Raw genomic sequence first — 23,683 nt, 5'->3', positions numbered from 1 at the left:
ACGACAAAAACCAATTAAAAAAGCGAAAAAGTATAGAAATAATGTAGGAGGAGATAAATATTGTTCAGAAGTATGAAAAATCGTAGAAAAAAACCAATTTTGGGGATTGCAATTTCTTTCGTTTTAGTAGCTGGTGTTGCAGGTACTCTTTATGAACAAAACAAAGAACCTAAAACAATTGTTATTAAAAAGAATGCCAAAGTTAAAAATGATATGGTACTTAGTTTTCCAGATTATTATAAAACGACAAAAGAAGATGAATCTGGATTATTAGAAGTTTTAAACGTTGATTCAAATTTAGTGTTAGTGAATAAAGATCGAAAGTTACCAGATGGTTATGAACCAGGTGATCTTATCTATCCATCAATCCCATTAAATGGGGCAATAAAAGAAAAAACTAGAATGAGAAGTGAAGCTGGACATGCATTAGAGAAGTTATTTGCTGGTGCATCAGCTGATGGTTATACATTAACAGCAATTTCTGGATATCGTTCGTACGATCGACAAGTTTCTTTATACAATAATTATCTTTCTGTACACGGTGAGGAATGGACTAAAGCATACAGCGCATATCCAGGAACGAGTGAACATCAAACTGGACTAACGATGGATGTTTCATCACCGGCATTTGGTAATAAGTTAGAAGTAGGTTTTGCCAAAACGCCTGAAGGTACATGGTTAGCGGAGCACGCACATGAATACGGTTTTATCATTCGTTACCCTGAAGATAAAGTGGAGATCACAAAATATCACTATGAACCATGGCATTTAAGATACGTTGGAAAAGAATACGCTACTTATTTATATACGAATCACCTTGCACTTGAAGAAGCGATGCCAGCTAAAAAATAATCATAAAAAACTTTTCAGACTGATTGCAACCGTTTGTCTTTCGAGGACAGAAGTCTGAAGCGAAGTAATAAAGAAGAACGCGAGCGATTATCAGAAAGTAATAGGCATGTCTCATTAGTACGGGACATGCCTTTTACTTTCTACTGATTTATTAATGTATTTGCCATATTTAATGCTTTACGGGTTTGTTTGCCTTTAATATAATAGTTAAACAATTCTTTTTCCGATTGATTGATTAGATAAGCGAATCCTACTTTTTTAAAAAATGGTAATGAATGATCTGCCAAATATTGGTGATATTCTTGTTCTTTTTCTAAGATTAATAAGTCTAATAAGATGAATAAATTAATAAAAAGTTTGTCATTTTTTTTGGTAGCAAGATCATACCCTTTCCCTACATATTGTAATAATTCACCTTTAGATAAAAGTTTTCCATAATAGGAACTTCGTATATATCCTTCTAAGGAAAGTAAGTATGGGATCGAATTGGAATCCTTCAATTTCATAGACTCAAAATAATATTTTTTTGCTAACTCATAATTTTTTCTTCGATAATATTCAAAAGCTAAATTATGATATACCCTTGCTTTTCGGTCCGATGATCTACAAATTTCGCAGCTTTGGATTAAGTTTTCAAATCTTTTAATCGTCTCAGAAAATTCTTCATTATCCTTAACTTGTATTAGCATAAGCATTTCGGAGTCGATTACCCTAAGATAGGAATTAATACTTTTGAAATACTGTCGGGCTTTATCAGCATAGAAATATGCCATAACAGGAAAATCATTTGAATGATAAGCAGAAGCTAAGTGATAATAATATTCCTCATTTGCATATTCTTCAATATTAATTTTCTTTAAAACTTGAATGGCAAGTAAAGGTTCATGGTTCGTTAAGTGATAAATACCTTGCACATGTCTAAAAAGATTTCGTTCATAAGGTGCCAATTTGTGCTTTATTTTTTTAATTTCATTTATGAGCTCTTTTGCTTCACTCATTAAATTACGCATTAATAAATATCGGATGCGAAGTAATTTATATTGATTAATATGATTTGAAATTTGAATTAACTCTTCTTGCTCAAGTTCTATGTTGATTTTTTCTATTTCGTCAAATAGCTGCATTATAATAGACTGCTGCCAACTATCTATACGCATTTTAATATTTTTTAATTTTAAAATCTCATTTTCGATTTTTATTCCAAGTCGATCTGATAGAAGGGCTATAATTTCATTTGCATATTCAGTTTGAGATCTTTCTATTTTACTAATATGCGTACTAGAACAAATTCCTTTCCCTAATTGTTCTTGTGTCATTTGAGATTTTTCTCGATAATATTTTATGATTCTCCCCTCATACATAACAAATTTCTCCTTTTTGTAAGCCTTTTATTAAAAGTTTGAGTAGTAGAAAACCATTGATTCCCCCAAGTTAATCCTAAAAATTTCTATTGAATTTTTAAAAACTTTCATTCCATGCAAAATCTATCAATCAATAAATTTAGTAAAAAATGCGACTTTAATGCTAAATAGAAAAATAATTTATGATGATGAATGTCGAAAATAAGGCTCATTAAAGACAATTCGATCTGAAATAACCCCCATTTACCACGAAAAATAGCTAAATTACAATTAAATTATTAGATTTATCTAACTATTCCAATTCTAATTTTACACCATTTTTTTTATTGGAGGAATGAAATAGAGTTAGTTAATTTAATCATTTTTTTCAAACAGTTTAACTTAATCTAGTAGAAGGAGCGCATAGAAATGAAGATTAGAAATAAGAAAATGCTAAATGTAATGGTAACAAGTGTATTAACTACAAGCTTTTTTACATCTTATTTAATGCCTCAACAAAAATCTTATGCAACGTCGAACTCTGTAGAATCAATCTTAAAGGGACTGACAGATGAGCAAAGACAATCGATTAAACGTTTAACTCCTCAAGAAGGCTTTGTGATTGACCCAAGCTTATTATCCTTAAAAGATAAAACTGCAAATATTATAGTTGAACTAAAAACTTCACCAATTGAAAATGATCAAAATGGGAAAATCAAAAAGGTATCTAAAGGTAAGAAAGAAAAAATAAAAGGTGAACAAGAGTTCTTTAAAAAGCGATTAACGGAATTATGGAATAAGAAAAACGAAAAAGTGGAAGTAAATCAGCAAGCTAAAAAGAAAACAAATCAGTTTCATATTAAACAATCATTTGAAAATGTATTCAATGGAGTGGCAATGACGATTCCGACGGATCAAATTAATTTGCTTCTTCAAACGGGTGTTGTGAAACGAGTATGGAAGGATAACAAAGTTAGTGTACCGATCAAAGAGCTTTCTGTTAATTCTTCTACAAAAAATAAAAGTGTGCCACCAGCGTTACCACTTTTAGGTGTAGATCGTTTACATAACGAGGATATAAATGGCCAGGGGATTAAAGTAGGAGTTCTTGATACGGGTATTGATTATAATCATCCGGATTTAAAGGATGTTTATAAAGGTGGTTATGATTTTGTAGATAATGACTCGGATCCAATGGAATCTACACCTGCAGATTTAGCTGCTTCTGGTGAGCCGGCAGAAATTGATGGCCGTCCATTTGTTACTGAACATGGAACACATGTTGCGGGTACAATTGCATCAAACCCGCGAAATAACGTTGATTATGCAATGACTGGCGTAGCACCAAATGTTGACTTATATGCATATCGTGTTTTAGGTCATTATGGTTCAGGATATGATTCTTGGATTATTGCTGGAATTGAAAAGGCTGTAGAAGATGGGATGGATGTAATTAATCTTTCTTTAGGAAACAGTAATAATTATTCTTTAGATGCTACAGCAGTAGCGATTAATAATGCAGCTTTACAAGGGGTAGTTCCCGTGGTAGCGGGAGGTAATGCAGGTCCTACTCCAGGGTCACTAGGTTCTCCTGGTTCGTCACCATTAGCTATTACTGTCGGAGCAAGCGATGTTCCTACAGATATACCAACTGTACAAACGAGTATAGGGAATGTTTCAGTTGAAAATGAGTTAATGGCTCACGGTTTAGGAAAAGATTACTTAAATATTATTGATAAAAAATTGAATGTTGTAGATGTAGGAATAGGTGCCGAGGAGGATTATACAAATAAAGACGTAAGTGGCAAAGTGGCGCTAATATCACGTGGTACTTTATCTTTTGATGAAAAAATCCGACGTGCTCATGAAAAAGGAGCAGTAGCAGTGTTAATTTATAATAATATAGAAGAAGAGATTCCTTTCTTTTTAGGTGAAAACTTTGGTTATGTACCTACTTTTAAAATGAGTCAAGAGGAAGGGAAAAGTATTGTTGATGAGCTCACTAAGAATCCGGATGTTCAATTAAAAATGACGGATTTACAGTCAAATATGACATCTGGTGACGTATTAGCAGACTTTAGTTCCCGAGGACCTGTAAGTAATAATTTTGATATTAAACCAGATGTTGTGGCACCAGGTGTTTCTATTTTCTCAACTGTACCAGAATATATTAATAATCCTGGGGAAGAAACGGATTACTCAACTAGTTACGCGAGCATGGATGGGACTTCAATGGCTACGCCACATGTTGCGGGTGTTGCTGCATTATTACTACAATCCCACCCAGAATATACTGTTGCCGATGTAAAAGCAGCACTTATGAATACAGCCGATCCATTAAAAGGAAGAACATATCATGTAAACGAAGTTGGAGCTGGTCGAGTAGATGCTTACGAGGCAGTTCATAACACGACTTTAGTAGAAGTACAAAATAAATCGTATACATTGGATGAAAATGGTTTTAAAAAGCAAATCGATGATCTATCAGGTTCATTACCATTCGGAAGTATTACACAAACAAGCGAGGAACAAAATCGTACAACTTCAATTAATATTAAAAATTTAAGCAAAAATAATGAAACATATCATACAAGAGTAGAATTTTTAACGATAGATGAGGTTTCAAAAGATGCTAGTAAAAATGGAGTGAAACTCGAACTGCCTTCTGAAGTAACTGTTAATGGAAATGACAGTGTCAATATAGACGCCAAAATAACAATACCAAAATCTGCTGAATTTGGCATATATGAAGGCTATATTTATGTAGAAAATGAATCGAAAACACAGGAGTACCAAATACCGTTCCACGTGAGGTATACGACAAGTGGATTTGCAAAGGTTGATTTCTTTAAGAATGCAATAACAAGTGACTTAAGTAACTTCCATCCTGATATACTACCTTTTACACCAGTTACAGTAAGATTTAACAGTGAGATGGAAAAAATCGATGTTGTTGTTAGCGATCTATCTGGAAAACCAATTGGCCTATACGGTACTTTCGATTGTGCCGGTGCAAATGTTGATACAGACTACTTAATCATGTACGGCTTTTCTGGTGATGCAAAATTATTTACAGGTGATCCAAATAAGCCATTAACACTTGAATATGAACCTTTAGATGAAGGCAAATACATTGTTTCTTATATTGGTACAGATGCTGCTGGGAAAACCTATAAAGTTGACAATGATATGGTAATTGATAATACCCCTCCAAAAGTAGTATTTGATAAAAAGACAGGCATTAATGAAATTTCCGATGCGGATTTAACAACTGAAACAAACCCAATGGATGGTAAAGATTACAAAGCTTACTGGGTCCATGGAAATGTATACGACGATACAATCGATTATCTAAAGAGTAGAGGACATGAGCTAACTCAAGAAGCAAACTCAGTTTATGCTTATCAGGATTCATCATGGCCGACAGCACAATTTTTCCCAACTAAAAATGGTGACTTCAAATTTGGTGTATTACCAGAAGAGTATGCAAATTACCCTACGAACGTAGCAATTTATACCTATGATTATGCAACAGCAGGAAACCCGGTTTTCCCTGATTTTACGATTATTAATAAAGGTGACCGATACGCAACAATTAATACAAAGTCTAAAGAAGTTACTTTAGGTTCAGAGTTTACAAGTACATTTACGATCCACAATGCGAAAAATTTAACAAGTGCTAACGCAACTATTAATATTCCAAACTATTACAAAGTTATGAGTGTAAAGCAATCGAAACAATTAGATGAGTTAATGAAGAAAAATAATTGGAGTATTCGCATTGGAAAACCACAAATAACAGAGGATACGTGGTCAAATATTACAACATTATCAGTTGATATTAAGGATAAAAAGACGAATTTACCAGTAAAAATTAATGGGAATATTGATTTGTTAGATATTAATTTAAAGGTAGTGAGCGACCTTAACTATATGAGGGAGAGTGGCTTTTATTATCAAGAGTCAACTTATCAAACAAATGAAGGGAATAAGGTTACGTTACCGACATATGCTAATCACTTTAAATTCATCGCCCAACACTCAGTTCTAGAAGGGTATTTCCACGGTGAAGCAGTTAACTTTTATAACTACGATTTAGATTATTCGAAGCTAGGTGTAAAAGCATATGTTGTAGATAAAAATGGTAAACAATATAAAGCGGATATTTCTGATCATGGCTATATGACGATTTTAAATATTCCTGCCACTAAAGATGATTATACATTCGTAGTTAGCATACCAGGACACTATCAATATAGTAGAAAAGTTAAATTAAGTAAATTAGTAGATGGAAAAATCCAAGGAATAGACTATTTCGCTTATACTGATACTGCAGCGGCAGGAGACATTAATGGAGATAATGTAATCGACATTTATGATGCAAAGCTTATTGCAAATAAAGCGCATGTAACTGGAGATAAGTTGAAGGAAGATCTAAATAAAGATGGAGTAGTTGATATTTTGGACTTCAATTATGTTGAAAAGAACTTTATGACAACAAATCCATATTTCCCTACATCTATTAAACCAGTTGAAAAAACAAGTAAATTAACGTTAGAAGAATTGAAAAAGAAATTTAACTAGAGTGTTAGATGAAAGAGGATGTCCCAAAAATATAAACTTTTTGGGGCATCCCTTTTTTGAGCATAAAAAAATAAGAAAATCGTTCTTTTTGGTATAATTGAGTCACCACAACCAACAACCTGAAAGGAACGATTTTCTTATGTATAAACAGTATAACATGAATCAACTAACTCTTCCAATGGACATTGAGGTATTAATTCCTACTAATCACCTTGCCCGTTTAATTGACACTGCGGTCGATAAAATGGATCCTACTATTTTTTCTTCTTTTCACACAGGTGGTGGCCGTCCGCCCTATCATCCAAAAATGATGTTAAAAGTTATCCTTTATGCTTATTCAAACCGTATGTATTCCTCTAGACAAATTGCGAAACAACTGAAAGAGAATATTGTTTTTATGTGGCTTTCGGGCGAACAACAACCTGATTTCCGTACAATTAACCGTTTTCGAAGCGATCGAATGAAAGACGTAATTTATGAAACGTTCTTTTCAATTGTCGATCTTCTTCGAGCAGAGGGTCTTGTAAAACTTGAGGACTATTTTCTTGATGGTACCAAAATTGAGGCAAATGCCAATAAATACACTTTCGTTTGGCGTAAATCCACGGAAAAATATGATCAAAAACTCGATGAAAAATTCCAACAGATTGTGTTAGGAATTGAAAAAGTGATCCAAGAAGATGAAGATTTAGAACAAGAAACAGACATTGAAGCGAAATTAGAGGAATCACCAATTACGTCCGAAAAAATCGCTGATACCGTGAAAAAGTTAGAGAAAAGACTAGAAAAAGATCCTAAAAATAAGGCGATAAAGAAAGCAAAGCGTCAGTTGGAGAAAGATTTACTACCAAGAAAACTAAAATATGAGAAACAAAAGGCAACATTTCAAAATCGTAACAGTTATTCCAAGACCGATCCCGATGCAACTTTTATGCGAATGAAAGAAGATCATATGAAAAATGGTCAGTTAAAAGCAGGATATAATGTACAAATTGGAACGGAAAATCAATTTATTGTTGGCTTTAGTCTTCACCAACGCGCAGGTGATCCAGGCTGCCTCATCCCTCATTTAGATCTATTGGAAAAGTACAATCGTCCAAAACCAAATTCGATCATTGCCGACTCTGGTTATGGGAGTGAAGAAAATTACGCTCATTGTGAGGAAAAAGAAATAGAGGCTTTTATTAAATACAACACATTCGATAAGGAACAAACTAAGGCATGGAAAAAACAAATTGGTCGTGCTGAAAATATGACTTATGATGAGGAATTAGATGAATGGATTTGTGTAAATGATAAACGACTAGTTTTCCAATATGAAAGTAAAAAGAAAACAGATAACGGTTATGAATCCATTAAACGAACGTATCAATGCGTAGAATGCCCTAACTGCCCGTTCCAAAGCACCTGTGCCAAAGGAAAAGAAATGAAAACGATCCAAGTCTCCATCAAAAATCAGATCCAACGAAAAGACATACGGAAAAGACTATCGACTGAAGAAGGGGATCAAAAATATCGAAAAAGAAAAATTGATGTAGAACCTGTCTTTGGCCAAATAAAACATAATCAAGGGTATAAACGATTTACAATGAAAGGCCTGTCCAAAAATACCACGGACTGGGGTCTAATTTGTGTTGCCCATAATCTAAAAAAATGGGAATCCACTTCCAAAAAACTGAAAAAATAACAAAATAATAAAAGGAAATTCCTCTCCTAAAATCTCCAATTTTATAAAAAACCCTCAAAAAATGATGAAATGAAAAAAACTGCCTCAAAATGTCGTCATTCAATGACCTTTTGAGACAGCTTCTTCTCTGTATGATAAATAAAAAATGCACCTCCAAATTGTAGACTATGTCTACTATATGGGGTGCATTTTAAATTTACCTAGTAATCAATTCAACCGGTGTTACTTCCAAGATTCAATTGCATTTATGAGTAGTGACGCTAATGCTTTTGCACCATCTGGTTTTAAATGAACACCATCTGGAGAAAAATATGAGTTATGATTTGCGCTAGCACTATGCCAGTCTACAACTCTAGTATTTGCATATTTACTTGAAACTTCTCTTAAAGTTTTATTCACAATCGACTCCCAAGGTCTTGGTACTCGCGTGTTAACAAATAAAATTTTTCGATCTTTCCCAATTAAATCGATGAGAGAAGACATTTGTTTTGTGGTAAAAGGACCGTTTGTACCTAGCTCTATAACAACAATATTTCCAAGCGAATTTGTGTTTTTTGCTTGTTGAATGATTGCAGATGCTTCAGTAAATTGTCTTCCAATTTTAGCATTTACAGAAAGTGATGAATAGGTTTTCTTCAGTTCAGGAATTGAATTAATAACGACTGAATCTCCTACGATAAATACATTATTATTTGACACAACCGGCTTATTCGTTTCAGCGGGTTTGTTAGTATTTGGAGTTTGATTGTTATCGACACCTGACTTTGGCTCTTCATTTGTTTGACCACTATTATTATTTTGTTTACTTGTATTGTCATTGACTGGCTTTTTATCTTGATTTACTGTTTTTTCGTCATCATTTTGCCCAATTGGTTTGGTTGCTTGTTTATCGTGATCATCTATAGTTGTTGAAGGAGGGTTTTTAGTACCGTTTTCAACAACAGTTTCAGAAGATTGTTTTGATACGGATTGAACTGATTCAATTTCTGAACTTGCTTTTACATCTTTAGAATCAGGGAGAATAGATAGTCCAAAGCTTGCGATACCTGATAATAAAATAAATGTGGATATGATCACAATATGTTTATAAAAGAATTCTTTTAGATTAATATTTCCTGCAAGGAAGTTTTTCCAAAGTATACCTAGTTTACCTTTTCTAATTGGATCTTCAATATAGTGATAGGAAAGAGCTGCAAGAACAAATATTAATGTAATTTGACAAATTGCTCTAAACAGTGAAATATCGCCAGTGTTAACCTTAGGGGACAATAAAATAATGACAGGGTACTGCCATAAATAGATTCCATATGAACGTAATCCGATCCATTTCAATGGTTTCATTGATAGGAATCTACCAATCTTACTTGTCGGGTGAGCGAGTGCCGCAATTAGCATGGCAGATGAAATAGACAATAAGAACATTCCCCCACGATAAAGGAAACTATCATACTGATTTGTTTTACCGACCATCAGTAGAAAAATAAGTAAACCCGTAATCCCTACTAGATCAATTAATATTTTTCCAGAGGTTGTAACGTTATTTGTAAGTTTTCGGCTAGGCCATACTAAAGCCAATGATGCCCCTATTAATAATGAAAAAGCTCTCGTGTCAGTTCCATAATAGACCCTACTAGGATCACTACCAGGATGGAATAATATAGCCATCAGTAATGCAGAAACGATTGCACCAACTAATGTATACAAAAATAGTCGATCTTTATTTTTAATATATTTTAAGCCTAATAGAGTAAGGATCGGCCAAATAATATAAAACTGCTCCTCAACAGCTAACGACCAAAAATGATTTAATATCGATGGATTTGCAAAAGACTCAAAATATGAAAGGTGATGGAAGATATACCACCAATTACTGTAATAAAATATGGCAGCTACTGAATCTTGTTTTAAATTTCCGATCATTGATGATTTGAATAATGAAACAAATGCAATGACAATAAGTAGTAAGGTGAACATACCCGGTAGAAGTCTTTTTGCGCGGCGGTACCAAAAGCTTTTTAAGTCGATCCTTTGATTTGTACTCCACTCAGCAATTAATAAATCGGTAATCAAATAACCTGAAAGTACAAAAAATACTGTAACGCCTAGAAACCCGCCAGAAGCCCATGAAAAATTCAAATGATATGCAATTACAGATAAAACAGCTAAAGCTCTAAGCCCGTCTAATCCAGCCATATAACGAAACGGTTTCTTTGTATTAGACATAAGCATAACCTCTTCGTTTAAACACCTCATAAACGATTTCTTTTTTGAACAAATGTTGAGCGCTTATACTATTTAATTTCTTAATTGTCCGAACCGCGAAGTTCATTGCTAATTTCCCCTTCCTCTAATCTATCTATATTTATGTAGCCTTTTTTAACTATTGGCTTTTTATTTAATGTATTTGTTTTTCAAAAAAAGAGAGCCAAATCTAATAAATTAAAAGTGACTCTTTATTCGTTTATTTAAAAAAGTTATCTAATATAATAATCCCCAACTAATACTTTTGAAATGACGTCGGTTGGAATTGCAAATTCAACCACACCCATATAACCAGGTGCAACTTCATATTTATCAAATGAAATAATAAGCTTATGATCTTCATTTATATAAAAATTTTGATTGTCTTTAATGCTTACGAAAGGATCAATTGAATAGTCAAGATTTGCTTCCGGTATCCAGTATACCTTACTTTCATCTTTTTTCATCTGTTCTTTCATTTGTTCTTTAATGTTTTCGCTAATTATTTTTACATATGATTTATCTTTAAAAAGAATCGGTAATGACAATAATATTTCCTTTTTCTTGTCAATTGTGTCAAATTTCATAGTTGTTGAGGAAGAGGCAGCGGTATTAACAACATATCTTTCGATGGACAAAATATCCTCAGTATCTGTTTTAACTTCATAACCACTATCAATTCCTAGGTGTGCACCAGAACCTTTTTTAACAGATTCTGTTTCTTTCATAAATTGATCATATAGCTTTTTATTTTCTTCTAAGTATTTGTTGTTCAAGCTTTGCTCTAACTCTTTATTTTTTAAATTTTTAACCGCAGGGACTTTTAAATTTGCCTTAAAGGTTGGCTCATCTACAGTATATTCAGTAAAAGTTAGTACATTAACAACATTTCCAAGTATTGGAACATTTGATAATGTCTTTGCAAAAGTCGAGCTAGTATTGATTGATAAAACAAATAGTGCTGCAGTTAAAAAACCTGTAATTGACTTTAAAGGGACTCTTTTTTTTATGGAACGTTTAATTGCTTTATTAACAATAATGTCCAAATGATCAGGGATAGGAACATTTTTATAGTCCGATCTTAATTTTTCTAATTTTTTATCCAACTAATTGGCCTCCCAAAAATAAATTCATTTCATTTTAATCCGGAGTATTTCTAAAGCTTTATATAAACGAGTTTTTATTGTATTTGGACTTTCCTGTAAAATTTCAGCAACTTCTTCAATTTTTAAGTCTTCGAAATACCTGAGGACAATTACAGCCCGATATTTAGTTGGTAAAGATTCTAATGATCTTTCTAAATCAATATCTGTATAATTATCATCCTGTCCTGAAGAATATAGCTCAATCGTTTCTTCATCCATTACAGTTACTTTTTTTTGTTTTCTTAAAAAATCTAATGATGTATTTACTACAATTCTATAAAACCAACTTTTTAAAGATTGTTCATTTTTTAATTTATCTTTTGAGGAAATGGCTTTATGAATAGAATCTTGTAATATATCCACCGCATCTTCTGAGTTTTTAACGTAGCTATAAGCTAACCGATAAAAATCATCTTTATTATTTATAATTAAATCTACAAGTTCCTTTTCTAAGTTAGCTTTCCCCTTCATTTAAAGAGCTCCTTTTTTGAGATACGTATCTAAGAAGGTACACATTATAAAAGACGTATACCTATTCGAAAAAGTTTTATAAAAAATAAAAAAAAATCTAGGAAATATTTACTAAAGAAAATAACCTAACCGTTTAAGAGATATGGGTCTAAATAAGTAGTATACAGATGGCATTCCTATTCGTAAACAATCTAAACACAATTAATAAAAAAAGAGCAAGGGTGCACCAAAATTCCATTAATTGGCTTTTTATAGAATAAAATGAACGAAAATAAAACAAAAAATTTTAAAAGAGAAATAAATTTATGAATAAAGTTTTGATTATTGGGGGGGCGACTAATGAAGAAGATATTCATTCAAAAACAAATGAAAAGTACTACTCTAAAATTTAAACAAACGTTTGAATAAAAAAGTAGTCGCTAAAAGCGACTACTTGCTAATTTAAACTAACAATTTTTAAATTTTTTGATTGGAGATATTCAATAATTTGTGGTAAAGCATCCAAAGAAGGTTTAGTTTCGTGAAGTAGAATGATACTTCCAGATCCAGTGTGGCTTTTAACGTAATTTACAATTGTATTCGTATTGCGATTCTTCCAGTCTTCAGTATCTTTATCCCATAAAACCATTTTAAATTGGTGTTTTTGCATTAATTCAATAGTTGCTTGGTTTTTTGCACCGTAGGGTGGTCTAAAGAGTACTGTATCTTGCTTTGTAATATTTTTTATTAAGTTATTTGTTCTAACCAGATCATCTTCTTGATTTTTATAAGATAGTTTTAAGAAGTTATAGTGGTGCATGGAGTGGCTTCCAACAGAATAACCGTTAGAATATGCATATTGTACATTTTCAGGATACCTTTGAACGTTATCTCCGATGTAGAAAAAAGTACCGCCAACTTTGTATTTCTTTAAAACATTTACTATTTCTTTCGAATATTTCGAGGGACCATCATCAAATGTAAGTGCTACGCTACCTTGTGGGATACTATAATTAATTACATTGTTTAATTTTACAGTCGGATATATTGATTGAACGGGTTTATTGATGGGTTCTTTTTTAACTGCATATCTGACATCAGGTTCATTTGTGTGTACATTCGGTTGAGATACGTTTTTGATATCATCTTTCTTTGGAACTTGTTTTTCCTGATTTGACTTAATTTTTTTCTCTGGAGATTTTGTATTTTGTACCTTTGAAACACTTTCTGCTTTTGCTGGTTTTTTTCCGCAAAATAAAGATTCTGCTTTACAAGTTTGACTCTTATAACCTATTAAGCTTATCGATAGAATACTAATAGCAGCAACAGTAAGCCAACCATATAGTTTATACTTTTTCGAATTACCCTTATTTTTTTTTGAACTGGATCGACTAATTGATAAGTAAGGTAGATCAATTAAAATTCTAAGATCTTTCATATTTTTTATAGAGTGAAGTTGCAAATGAAACTCTTCAGAACAAGAAAAGTAAATTTTTTCACTCTTATTACTGTTTGACTTCGTTACAAAACTAGTAAACTGCTTTTTATCCTCATCCCAAGTACTACATAAAGAAAGGCTAAACTTATTGTTTTCATCAAAAATAATTTTTGATTTCATAAGATTGGCCGTTTCGTTGTCAATTTCCCAATGAAGTTCTATTTCTTGATTAAATAATAGTTTTATATGCAAAAAGGATTTATCGAATTTTTTTTCGATTGATAAAAGCTCAATGTGTTTTTCATTGTTAATTGACATAACTTCCTCCTATCTTGTAAAGAAATCACTCTTTTGCGTTTATTCTTAGACAGTAAAGACTGACGTAAGAATATATCCTTTGTCATACCTATTTCCGTTGTTTTCCTTAAACCATATTAGTCTAAAAGAAAAATAATATGTAAAGATTTTTCCATATTAAACTAGGTTTTTTAATTAGATTAAAATGTGTCGAATATTAAATTTACCTTACATTTTAATTGTAAAGTACTGTAATAAATTGTCAATTGAAGATTTGAAATTAGTCCTTATGGAATAAATGAATTATGTTGAAAAGAATAGAAAGAATCATTTTTAAAACATTAAATGATAAAAACGGTACCATATTAGGAAAAATGTACCTTTATGTTAAAGGGGCTTTTAAGAGATCTTTTTTATTAATTATGTATAAACAACTTGAGTTTTATAGAATAGTAAAATTGACATTTTTCAAACAATAACATAATATGTTTATAAATTAGTAAACATTTTGTTTAAATGTTTGTTTTATAATAAACGAAAAAGGGTTGTGTTTGTTAAGTGGAAAATTTAGACGTTTTTTGGAATGCCGATATAGAAGAATTAAAACAAGGATATATCGAAGAGGAAAATCATTATTACTGTTTACTCTGTAGTAATAGAATTGAAAAAGGCATTATTTATCAAGATTCGGGAATTTTATATGAAGCCGAAAAATACATGAAAGTCCATATAGAACATAGTCATGACTCTGTTTTCGATTATTTAATCCAACTGGATAAAAAATTAACAGGATTAACAGAACATCAAAACCATCTTTTACGTCTTTTTTATCAAGGGAAGAGTGATACAGAAATACAAAAAGAAACGGGAATCGGTAGCTCTTCGACAATCAGGAATCATCGCTTTGTTTTAAAGGAAAAGGAAAGACAGGCAAAATTATTTCTTGTCTTGATGGAGCTTTTAAAAGAAAAGGATCAGCATGCGCCAAGTTTTTTACCACTTCATAAAACAGCAAAAATGGTTGATGAGCGCTATAACATTACGGAAGATGAAATGGAAAAAACTATAAAAAAATACTTTCCTGAAGGCGTAGATGGGCCATTAAAAAAATTTCCATTAAAGGAAAAACAAAAGCTTGTTGTGTTAAGAGAAATTGTGAAAAGATTTTCACCAAATAAGAATTATTCAGAAAAAGAGATAAATGAAGTACTGACAGCTATTTATCCTGATTATGTCGTGTTAAGAAGATACTTAATCGAATATGGCTTTATTGATCGAAAGTCGGATGGCAGTAGTTATTGGGTAAAAGCTTAGTAAAAGAAAGGTTGTTAAAAATGAGTAGAAAAAAAGAATTGAAAATGCAATATAAGGAAACGAAAGTTCAAGCAGGTATTTACCAAATTAAAAACATAAAAAATCAAAAAGTCTTCATCGTAAGTACTAAAAATTTAAAAACCATTAATGGGAAGAAATTTGAATTAGAGGCGGGGTCTTGTACAAATAAACTTCTTCAACAAGAATGGAATGAATATGGAAAAGAGTCATTTATATTTGAAGTATTAGAAATTTTAAAGGAAGAAGACATTAGTCCATTAGGTATCAAAGGAGATCTAAAAAAACTAGAAGAAAAATGGTTAGAAAAACTTCAACCTTATGGTGAAAGAGGGTATAACTCATATAGTAGCAATGGTAATCAATAGCAAATTATTTATTGTTGATTACGCCCGTTTTATCAATTAATTTATGTTCTTTTAGACAGTTTGACATTCAAATTTCTAGGGCTCTGTCAAACACTAAAACCACAAGAATTCCTTGTGGCTTTTTCAGAGTGTTGAAATATATTGTAGTCAATAGGAAAATTAACTGAATTTAAAGGGAAAATAATCTATTTATTATTTATTTGTCTTTTTATTGATATACAATTGGTATTGGTTGAAATATAAATGTTTTAACTAACTGACTAAAATTGAATAGATCATCTTTTTGACAATGAATATTTGTAAAGAAGTGAATGTCTTCATCATGAGTTTCGATTTAGTTTTGATGAATAAAGTGTAATTCATTCGTTCAATTCACTTTTTTATTGTTTTTAAGATTATTATTTTTCATAAAGAAAATGATTGGAACGAAAGGTTGCCAGGCTCCTATGGGAGATGCGGGAAGGCTGAGACCCCACAGGCGCACGCCGAGGAGGCTAAAGAATCTCGCCCCATGGAAAGCGAGCAACCTGTAGTGGAAATCACTGAGACACAACTTACTTATCAAAGTTTAATTGACAAATTCTTTTTTTTAACAGCGTGCTAAAACCACAAGATTTCCTTGTGGTTTTTTGTTTTACCAATCAATTTCTTTGTACTTAAGATTCCCCGTATACCTTTATTGTTATAGGAACATACTTTTATAGATACAAAAAAATGAAATTTTACTGATTATGTTCAAAATATCGTAACATTATCGGTCATTTGATTAGAATAATTAATTTCATAGGACAATAAGATAATACATTATAGGGGGAGATTTCATATGGAGTTGGATAATGTCACACTCAGTAGATTACTAACAAGTATGACACTAGTATTTCACATTATATTTGCAACAATTGGCGTAGGAATACCCTTAATGATTGCTATTGCAGAAGGGTTAGGAATTTTAAAAAAGGATCCACACTATACGCTGATGGCAAGAAGATGGGCCAGGGGTTACACAATTACCGTTGCAGTTGGAGTAGTAACTGGAACATGTATTGGTTTACAACTATCTTTATTATGGCCGAGCTTTATGAGGATTGCTGGTCAAGCAATTAGTTTTCCACTGTTTATGGAAACATTCGCCTTCTTTTTTGAGGCGATATTCCTAGGGATTTATCTATACACTTGGGATCGATTTAAAAAACCTATTTATCATTGGTTAATCATTTTACCTGTGATATTAGGTTCAACTTTGTCGGCGTTTTTCATTACCACAGTAAATGCATTTATGAATACTCCACAAGGTTTTACTTTGAAAAATGGAATCATTAAAACGGTCGATCCAATTGCCGCAATGTTTAATCCAGCTGCTCCTTCCAAAACTTTACATGTAGTTGTTACTGCATATGTTGCATCTGCTCTTATATTAACGTCGATTGCCGCTATTCAGTTATTAAGAAGAAAAAATACGGAATACACACGAAAAGGGCTCCGATTAGCAGCAACACTAGGATTAATTTTTGCTGTTTTAACAGGTGTCACGGGAGATGTTTCCGCAAAATTCCTTGCTAAATATCAACCAGAAAAACTAGCAGCAATTGAATGGCATTTTGAGACGGAAAGAGGGGCAGATTTTGTCTTATTCGGAACGCTTGATGATCAAACACATGAAGTAAAATATGAAATTCGAATTCCTAAACTGTTAAGCTTTTTATCTTTCTCAGATTTTAATGCACCAGTAACTGGATTAAATGAATTTCCAAAAGAAGAGACGCCACCTTTGTTTATCCATTATTTATTTGATATAAAAATGACTTTTGTCGGCTTAATTATATCGATGACCTTCATATTTGTTGTGTTTTCTATTAAAAAGAAAAATTGGATGCATAATAAGTGGCTTTTACGTGGACTAGCGCTAACTGGACCATTGGCGATGATTAATATCGAACTTGGATGGATGATTGCTGAAATAGGCCGCCAACCGTGGATTTTAAGAGGATATATGAAGGTTTCAGAAGGAGCCACAACTGCCAAAGGACTAGGCAGTATGTTTTGGTTATTTTTTGTTTTATATGTCTTTTTAGGAGTCTTTTGTACAATCGTTATTCGAAAAATGTTCATTCATAATCCACCCGAAGATGAACTTCAATATCGTTTTAAAAAATAGGCTCTGTTTAAAGGTCATTTAAAAAACTCTTGGTAAGTTATAAATATTGTAGCTTTAAAGAGTACGACTGCAATTTGAAACAAAGCCAATGAATAGGAGGGTGAACATTGAATATTGAGTTATTAGGAATAATCGTTTTATGGATATTTCTATATGGATATATCATTATAGCATCAATTGACTTCGGTGCTGGATTCTTTGCTTATTATGGAAAAGTAACAAAAAAGGATCACTTAATAAATAATTTGATTAGTAGATATTTATCACCTGTTTGGGAGATAACAAATGTATTTTTTGTATTTTTCTTTGTTGGCATTATAGGATTTTTTCCAAGTGTTGCATTTTATTATGGAACAGCCCTTTTAATCCCAGGAAGTATTTCGTTAATCCTATTGGCAATTAGAGGATCATTTTATGCTTTTTCTAATTATGGATCAAAGGAAAATAAAGTTTATTTGTTCTTATATGGAGCAACAGGTCTATTGATTCCCGCTTCACTTTGTACGGTTCTGACCATTTCTGGAGGAGGATATATAATTGAAAAAAACGGAGTCGTTCAATTTTTAGCTAAAAATTTATTAACAAGTATTTACTCCTGGAGTGTTGTCATCATTGCAATTATTTCAGTCCTATATATAAGCGCAACATTTTTAACCTATTACGCAAGTAAAGCGAAAGATGAAAGTGCGCTAGCAATATTAAGACAATATGCTTTATTCTGGACCGTTCCAACGATTTTATCAAGCTTTCTTGTCTTTGTGGGATTAAGAGATAATAACGTTAGATTTTATCAAAATATCGTAAATCATTATTGGTGGATGTTTTTATTATCATTAATTTGTTTTTTAATCGCATCATCATTAATTTTACTAAAACGGAATTACGGAACAGCCTTTATATTTGTCATGCTCCAATTTTTCTTCGCCTTTTTCGGCTATGGAGCAGCTCACTTGCCATATATATTGGATCCTTATATTACGATCTATAATGGATACACGAATCAAACATCAGGTACTATGCTAGTAACAGTATTTGTCTTAGGATTACTCTTATTAGTGCCATCGTTATTGTTCTTATTTAAACTATTTTTATTTGATGCCGAATACGTTCAAGGCAAAAAGTAAAGTGGGGGAGATGTAATGCACTCTTCTAATAAACATGAAAAGCGGCTTGTGCTTTTATGTTTTATTGTAGCTTTTATTATGGGATTATCTTTTATTAGTAAATTTTTTCATTGATAATGAGTAAGTGGCGCCTATAACTTTAAGGCGCTTTTTTTATTGAATGAAGCAAATAAAAAAAGGTGAATCTGCAATTAACATGCTAAATTCACCTTTTTATAGAAATGAAGAGTAGTTTTTGCCTACATTCATTCATGCACTTGCTAAAACTTTTCCTTCTTTTACAAGTAGTGTACGAGTCGAAACATTCTTTGCGAATTCCATGTCGTGAGTAATGACTAGAATGCTCATTCCGTCCTTTGCTAACTGTTTCATAATCTCTGCAATTCCGTTCGTTAGTTCAGGATCTAGTGCAGAAGTAGGTTCATCAAAGCAAAGAATTTTTGGCTGTAGCGCACACGCTCTAGCAATAGCAACACGTTGTTGCTGACCGCCGGATAGCTCATATGGCAATGAATTTGCTTTATCACTAAGACCAACTTGTTTTAATAGATCGATTGCTCTTTTTGTAGCTTCTTCTTTATTCATACCTAGTACAAGAATAGGGGCTTCAATAATATTTTCAATTACTGTTTTATGTGGGAATAAATTATAGTTTTGAAAAACAAGTCCAACATTTTTTCTTATTTTTAAAAGATCTTTTTTAGATTTTATCACTTGCCCATCTATTTCAATTGATCCACCATCGAAGCTTTCTAAGCCATTAATACAACGAAGTATTGTCGTTTTTCCTGCTCCGGATTGTCCTAATAGAGTAACGATTTCTCCTTTATTAACTTCAAAAGAGACTTCATTTAATACGGTTTGTTTATTAAATTGTTTTGTTAAGTTATTTACTTTTAACATTTAAAGTCTCTCCTTATTTATAATATGAATAGCGATTTTCTAATCGTTTAAATAAATTCGTTAATATTGCTGTTAGTAGTAGATAAATCACACCAACGAATACAAGAGGTAGTAGGGATGCACTTGTATTTGATGCGATTTTAGCTACTCGAAGCATATCATCCAGTCCAACAACATATACAAGAGCTGAATCTTTTACTAAAGTAATTACTTCGTTTGAAACAGGAGGTAATACTTTTTTAGTCATTTGAGGCAGAATAATTCTTTTAAAAGTTTGACTGCGACTCAATCCTAAAACCTCTGCTGCTTCATATTGACCTTTATCAACTGATTGAATACCAGCTCTGAAAATCTCCCCAAAATAAGCTGCGTAATTAAGTACAAATGCGATAATAACGGTTGTAAAACGGTCAAAGACGATTCCGACTAATGGTAAACCAAAAAAGATAAAGATTAATTGTAAAAGTAGAGGTGTACCACGCATTAATAAAATATAAGAACTAATAATTGATTTGATTGCTGTTATATTTGAAAGTCTTCCAAGTGCAATGATGATTCCAAGTGGAATTGCTAACGCTAGAGTAATTAAGAAAACCTCTAGCGTAACTTTTAAACCATCAAGCATGGAAGGTAATAAAGATGTAATTTGTTCCATGATTGTAAGCTCCTTTTTATTTCAATGTACCGAACCATTTTTTATATATTTTGTCGTAAGTACCATCTTTTTTCATAGCACCAATTTGTTTGTTAATTTTTTTAAGTAATTCAGCATCATCTTTTCGAACGCCAATTCCATACTCTTCTTCACCAAAGTTATCTTCTAAAACTTTGTATTTGTTTTCGCCTCTTTTGTTCATGTAATATCTAGCTAATGTTTCATCTGCTACAACCGCATCTACACGTTTTGATTCTAAGTCCATTAAAGCTTGGTTGTTGTTTTCATATAATACAGGTTTACTTCCGTTAAACGATTTTACTAAGTTTTTATCTTTATTAACTGCATCTAAAGAACTTGATCCTTCTTGAATCCCAACATTCTTACCTTTTAAATCTGCTTTTGTTTTTATACTTGAATTTGCTAGGGTGATAATAACTTGTCTATTTTTTAAATATGCATCTGAGAAATTTACTTTTTTCTTACGCTCATCCGTAATTGAATAGCCGTTCCAAATTGCATCAATATTTCCTGATTTTAACTCAGTCTCTTTCATTGACCAATCAATCGATTGGAAAGTTACTTTCATATTTTCACGTTTAAAAACTTCTTTTGCTAAATCGATATCAAAACCTACAACTTTACCTTGATCATCCTTAAAACCCATTGGTACAAAAGTATCATCTAATCCAACGACTACTTCGTTTGCATTTCGTTTTTCTTTTCCACAACCTGTTACAACTAATATTGAAATCATACAAATGATAAATGCTGACATTAATTTTTTATTCATTTTATTCTCTCCCTTAAATTAATTTATATTTTTGAAAAACAAAAAACTCCCGCACTCTAGCTATATAAAACAGCTAGAGGACGGGAGTATTACTCACGTGGTTCCACCTCTATTTATTGATACCTCACGATACCAACCTCTTCAAGTGCAGCAATTAAGCTATACTCTAGCACGATAACGGGTGCAGGGAATCCGGAAACAGTCTACTACCATAAAGGGTTCGGTGCTCAGCTCAGAGATGTGTTCAAAATATTGTCTTACGCCCCTCGCACCAACCGGGAACTCTCTTTTTAAGAACTTAATACTTTTACTATTTCTCATCAATGCTTTTAAAATTAAATTTTCAAATATGTTCAATACTGCAGTTTTTATAAAATCAAACTAGTTTGTTTTGCGATGACCAAATAATATTACAGATTACAAACAACTGTCAACAAATTTTATTTAAAAAAACGTTAAAATTGTCAAAACTTGGATAGGAAATTTCTCGGGAAATATAGAAAATTGTCGATTGAATGCTCATAAAACTGATTGGAATTGTCAAAAATTATCAATTCACAAAAATAACATATCTTTTATAAATTACGATTAAAAAATATGATAAATTATCATTAAGAACAAGTGCGCTAACACTCGTTCTAAGCAATTGAATAAGCCGAGATGGTTTTATCTTGCTAAATCAAAAGAAGTAGTCCATGCCGGCGAATGCATATGGGCTATTTCTTTTTTGTTGCGTTAATAATACTAATTACTAATCAATGCAACGACAAAAGTCATTGCGATGAAAAAAGTTTTATATTTAACAAAAAATTCATGCGCTAAAAGTATATCTAAAGAATCGTATGATATAATAAACATATATTAGAAAAGAACGAGTGCTCTAACACTCGTTCTAAGCAATTGAATAAGCCGAGATGGTTTTATCTTGTTAAATCAAAAGAAGTAGTCCGTGCCGGGTCAAAGCATAGGGGCTATTTCTTTTTTGTTGCGTTAATAATACTAATTACTAATTGAATCAATGCAACGACAAAAGTCATTGCGATGAAGATTAGTGTAAGTATTTCAAGTGTTTGCATTGGCATCACCACCTTTCTACAAAAATCCGTAGAAAAGAAGATAAAACCAATTCCCCTATGCTATTCAATTGCCTAGTTTTATTATAATAAAATAATTATACTTAAACTGTAATTATAGTTGAAAAATTTAAACAATTTCATGAAGTTTTAGAATGATTACAATTCTGTTCGGTTGGTAAAAATTGAACAGAGTGTGGAAATATTAATATCTTAAAAACTATTGTATGATAAGGTTATCGTTTTTTTAGAGCGAAAAATATGGAAATAGATAATGTTAAAGTAGGAGAGTAGAATGAGAAAATTTAAGAAAGTTTATATAGAAATTACAAATATATGTAATTTGAAGTGTAATTTTTGTCCAAGCCCTACGTTGGAGAGACCGTTAAAGTTTTTGGACGAGAAGGCATTTACACATGTAATAAAATCAGTTAAGCCTTATACAGATCATATTTATTTTCATTTGATGGGGGAACCGTTTTTAAATACAAAGCTTGGTAGATTTTTGGACATCAGTCACGAAAATGGTTTGAAGGTTAATATAACGACGAACGGTACGTTAATTAACAAAGTAAAGGATTTATTAATTGAATCGAAAGGTTTAAGACAAATCAATTTTTCACTTCATAGTTTTGAGGCGAATGATTTAACGAAGGATTTGCACGATTACGTTGAAAATATTACTAATTTCATTAATGAAGCGAATGAAAAAAGCGATATGATCTGTGCAATTAGGCTTTGGAATATGGATAGTGAAGAGTTAAGAGCAAGTAATTCATTAAATATTGATATATTAAATTTACTGGAGGAAAAACTAAACTTAGACTTTTCTTTAAGTGAAAGACTTCAGGTAACACATAATATTAAACTGCGCGATAAAATTTATTTAAATATGGCAGAAAAGTTCCAATGGCCAGACATGGGTAATGATATCATCGATGAAAATGTATTCTGCTATGGTTTAAGAGATCAAATCGGAGTATTAGTAGATGGAACGGTTGTACCATGTTGTTTAGATAGCGAAGGTAAGATTCCATTAGGGAATATTTATGAGACATCGCTAGAAGATATTTTAAATTCTGAGCGTGCAAGAGCAATTTATGATGGTTTTTCAAGACGATGTGCAGTGGAAGAATTGTGCAAAAGATGTGGTTATGCAAAACGACATAAAAAGTAATTTTTGGTAAAAAGCGCTTTCTTTTTTAAAGAATGTGCTTTCTTATTTAAAAATGAAAAAAAGTTATAT

General features: G+C 31.9%; 16 protein-coding genes and 1 other annotated feature. Of the genes, 8 read left to right on the top strand and 8 right to left on the bottom strand.

The genetic code is table 11. The features are described 5' to 3' along the window. Positions 1-72: 72 nt before the first annotated feature. Positions 73-852, top strand: coding sequence for a M15 family metallopeptidase (locus ACSBO6_RS19315; protein WP_498844688.1), 780 nt, complete (start codon positions 73-75; stop codon positions 850-852). Positions 853-992: 140 nt separating this feature from the next. Here ACSBO6_RS19315 and ACSBO6_RS19310 read toward each other — a convergent pair whose 3' ends face one another. Next, positions 993-2,213, bottom strand: a complete 1,221-nt coding sequence (locus tag ACSBO6_RS19310) for a helix-turn-helix domain-containing protein (protein ID WP_498843878.1) — start codon at positions 2,211-2,213, stop codon at positions 993-995. Positions 2,214-2,621: 408 nt separating this feature from the next. On the opposite strand from ACSBO6_RS19310, the gene ACSBO6_RS19305 reads away from it, so the two are divergent. Both ACSBO6_RS19305 and ACSBO6_RS19300 read left to right on the top strand, forming a co-directional pair. Next, positions 2,622-6,776: a S8 family serine peptidase gene (locus ACSBO6_RS19305; protein WP_498843877.1), complete on the top strand. Its 4,155-nt coding sequence runs from the start codon at positions 2,622-2,624 to the stop codon at positions 6,774-6,776. A gap of 139 nt (positions 6,777-6,915) precedes the next feature. Next, positions 6,916-8,463 (top strand): IS1182 family transposase, encoded by a 1,548-nt coding sequence (locus ACSBO6_RS19300; RefSeq protein ID WP_498843510.1) that lies wholly within the window; start codon positions 6,916-6,918, stop codon positions 8,461-8,463. 222 nt (positions 8,464-8,685) lie between these two features. Here ACSBO6_RS19300 and ACSBO6_RS19295 read toward each other — a convergent pair whose 3' ends face one another. The 4 genes from ACSBO6_RS19295 to ACSBO6_RS19280 all read right to left on the bottom strand — a co-directional run bounded on the left by ACSBO6_RS19295 (position 8,686) and on the right by ACSBO6_RS19280 (position 14,055). Beyond that, positions 8,686-10,686 (bottom strand): acyltransferase family protein, encoded by a 2,001-nt coding sequence (locus tag ACSBO6_RS19295; protein ID WP_498843876.1) that lies wholly within the window; start codon positions 10,684-10,686, stop codon positions 8,686-8,688. Positions 10,687-10,937: 251 nt separating this feature from the next. After that, the gene (gene rsiV / locus ACSBO6_RS19290; RefSeq protein ID WP_498843875.1) at positions 10,938-11,810 is read right to left on the bottom strand and encodes an anti-sigma-V factor RsiV; all 873 of its coding nucleotides are present in this window, start codon (positions 11,808-11,810) and stop codon (positions 10,938-10,940) included. Positions 11,811-11,834: 24 nt separating this feature from the next. Then, a complete protein-coding gene (gene sigV, locus ACSBO6_RS19285; protein WP_098846290.1) occupies positions 11,835-12,320 on the bottom strand; it encodes an RNA polymerase sigma factor SigV in 486 nt (161 codons plus the stop codon). A gap of 436 nt (positions 12,321-12,756) precedes the next feature. Beyond that, complete coding sequence (locus ACSBO6_RS19280; protein WP_098846289.1) at positions 12,757-14,055, bottom strand: polysaccharide deacetylase family protein; 1,299 nt, start codon at positions 14,053-14,055, stop codon at positions 12,757-12,759. Between the two features lie 537 nt (positions 14,056-14,592). Here ACSBO6_RS19280 and ACSBO6_RS19275 point away from each other — a divergent pair. The 4 genes from ACSBO6_RS19275 to ACSBO6_RS19260 all read left to right on the top strand — a co-directional run bounded on the left by ACSBO6_RS19275 (position 14,593) and on the right by ACSBO6_RS19260 (position 19,013). Then, on the top strand, positions 14,593-15,348 hold the full coding sequence (locus ACSBO6_RS19275) for a DUF2087 domain-containing protein (protein WP_098846288.1): 756 nt from the start codon (positions 14,593-14,595) through the stop codon (positions 15,346-15,348). A 20-nt stretch (positions 15,349-15,368) separates the two neighbouring features. Continuing rightward, on the top strand, positions 15,369-15,734 hold the full coding sequence (locus ACSBO6_RS19270; protein WP_098846312.1) for a GIY-YIG nuclease family protein: 366 nt from the start codon (positions 15,369-15,371) through the stop codon (positions 15,732-15,734). A gap of 823 nt (positions 15,735-16,557) precedes the next feature. Then, positions 16,558-17,889 (top strand): cytochrome ubiquinol oxidase subunit I, encoded by a 1,332-nt coding sequence (locus ACSBO6_RS19265; protein WP_498843874.1) that lies wholly within the window; start codon positions 16,558-16,560, stop codon positions 17,887-17,889. 107 nt (positions 17,890-17,996) lie between these two features. Further along, positions 17,997-19,013: a cytochrome d ubiquinol oxidase subunit II gene (locus ACSBO6_RS19260; RefSeq protein ID WP_498843873.1), complete on the top strand. Its 1,017-nt coding sequence runs from the start codon at positions 17,997-17,999 to the stop codon at positions 19,011-19,013. Positions 19,014-19,262: 249 nt separating this feature from the next. Here ACSBO6_RS19260 and ACSBO6_RS19255 read toward each other — a convergent pair whose 3' ends face one another. Genes ACSBO6_RS19255 through ACSBO6_RS19245 form a run of 3 tightly spaced genes read right to left on the bottom strand, consistent with a single transcriptional unit; the run spans position 19,263 to position 21,364 of the window. Further along, positions 19,263-19,916, bottom strand: coding sequence for an amino acid ABC transporter ATP-binding protein (locus ACSBO6_RS19255; RefSeq protein WP_098847350.1), 654 nt, complete (start codon positions 19,914-19,916; stop codon positions 19,263-19,265). 13 nt (positions 19,917-19,929) lie between these two features. Further along, entirely contained in the window at positions 19,930-20,571 is a 642-nt protein-coding gene (locus ACSBO6_RS19250) for an amino acid ABC transporter permease (RefSeq protein WP_098847352.1), read from the bottom strand. Positions 20,572-20,587: 16 nt separating this feature from the next. Then, the gene (locus ACSBO6_RS19245) at positions 20,588-21,364 is read right to left on the bottom strand and encodes an amino acid ABC transporter substrate-binding protein (RefSeq protein WP_498843872.1); all 777 of its coding nucleotides are present in this window, start codon (positions 21,362-21,364) and stop codon (positions 20,588-20,590) included. Between the two features lie 73 nt (positions 21,365-21,437). Next, positions 21,438-21,697 (bottom strand) — a binding site (T-box leader). A 1,035-nt stretch (positions 21,698-22,732) separates the two neighbouring features. Between ACSBO6_RS19245 and ACSBO6_RS19240 the strand changes: the two genes are divergently transcribed. Continuing rightward, positions 22,733-23,614, top strand: a complete 882-nt coding sequence (locus ACSBO6_RS19240; RefSeq protein WP_098847048.1) for a radical SAM/SPASM domain-containing protein — start codon at positions 22,733-22,735, stop codon at positions 23,612-23,614. Positions 23,615-23,683 lie beyond the last annotated feature (69 nt).

Origin of the sequence: Bacillus sp. AL-1R (assembly GCF_052180195.1) — a bacterium.
Lineage (GTDB): Bacteria > Bacillota > Bacilli > Bacillales > Bacillaceae_G > Gottfriedia.
The sequence above is the reverse complement of the archived record's forward strand: the minus strand, read 5'-3'. Positions and strand labels throughout refer to the sequence as shown.

Coding starts and splice junctions, on each gene's coding strand:
- ACSBO6_RS19315 (WP_498844688.1), top strand. CDS start 73: ATGAAAAATCGTAGAAAAAAACCAATTTTGGGGATTGCAATTTCTTTC.
- ACSBO6_RS19310 (WP_498843878.1), bottom strand. CDS start 2,213: ATGTATGAGGGGAGAATCATAAAATATTATCGAGAAAAATCTCAAATG.
- ACSBO6_RS19305 (WP_498843877.1), top strand. CDS start 2,622: ATGAAGATTAGAAATAAGAAAATGCTAAATGTAATGGTAACAAGTGTA.
- ACSBO6_RS19300 (WP_498843510.1), top strand. CDS start 6,916: ATGTATAAACAGTATAACATGAATCAACTAACTCTTCCAATGGACATT.
- ACSBO6_RS19295 (WP_498843876.1), bottom strand. CDS start 10,686: ATGTCTAATACAAAGAAACCGTTTCGTTATATGGCTGGATTAGACGGG.
- sigV (WP_098846290.1), bottom strand. CDS start 12,320: ATGAAGGGGAAAGCTAACTTAGAAAAGGAACTTGTAGATTTAATTATA.
- ACSBO6_RS19280 (WP_098846289.1), bottom strand. CDS start 14,055: ATGTCAATTAACAATGAAAAACACATTGAGCTTTTATCAATCGAAAAA.
- ACSBO6_RS19270 (WP_098846312.1), top strand. CDS start 15,369: ATGAGTAGAAAAAAAGAATTGAAAATGCAATATAAGGAAACGAAAGTT.
- ACSBO6_RS19265 (WP_498843874.1), top strand. CDS start 16,558: ATGGAGTTGGATAATGTCACACTCAGTAGATTACTAACAAGTATGACA.
- ACSBO6_RS19255 (WP_098847350.1), bottom strand. CDS start 19,916: ATGTTAAAAGTAAATAACTTAACAAAACAATTTAATAAACAAACCGTA.
- ACSBO6_RS19250 (WP_098847352.1), bottom strand. CDS start 20,571: ATGGAACAAATTACATCTTTATTACCTTCCATGCTTGATGGTTTAAAA.
- ACSBO6_RS19245 (WP_498843872.1), bottom strand. CDS start 21,364: ATGAATAAAAAATTAATGTCAGCATTTATCATTTGTATGATTTCAATA.
- ACSBO6_RS19240 (WP_098847048.1), top strand. CDS start 22,733: ATGAGAAAATTTAAGAAAGTTTATATAGAAATTACAAATATATGTAAT.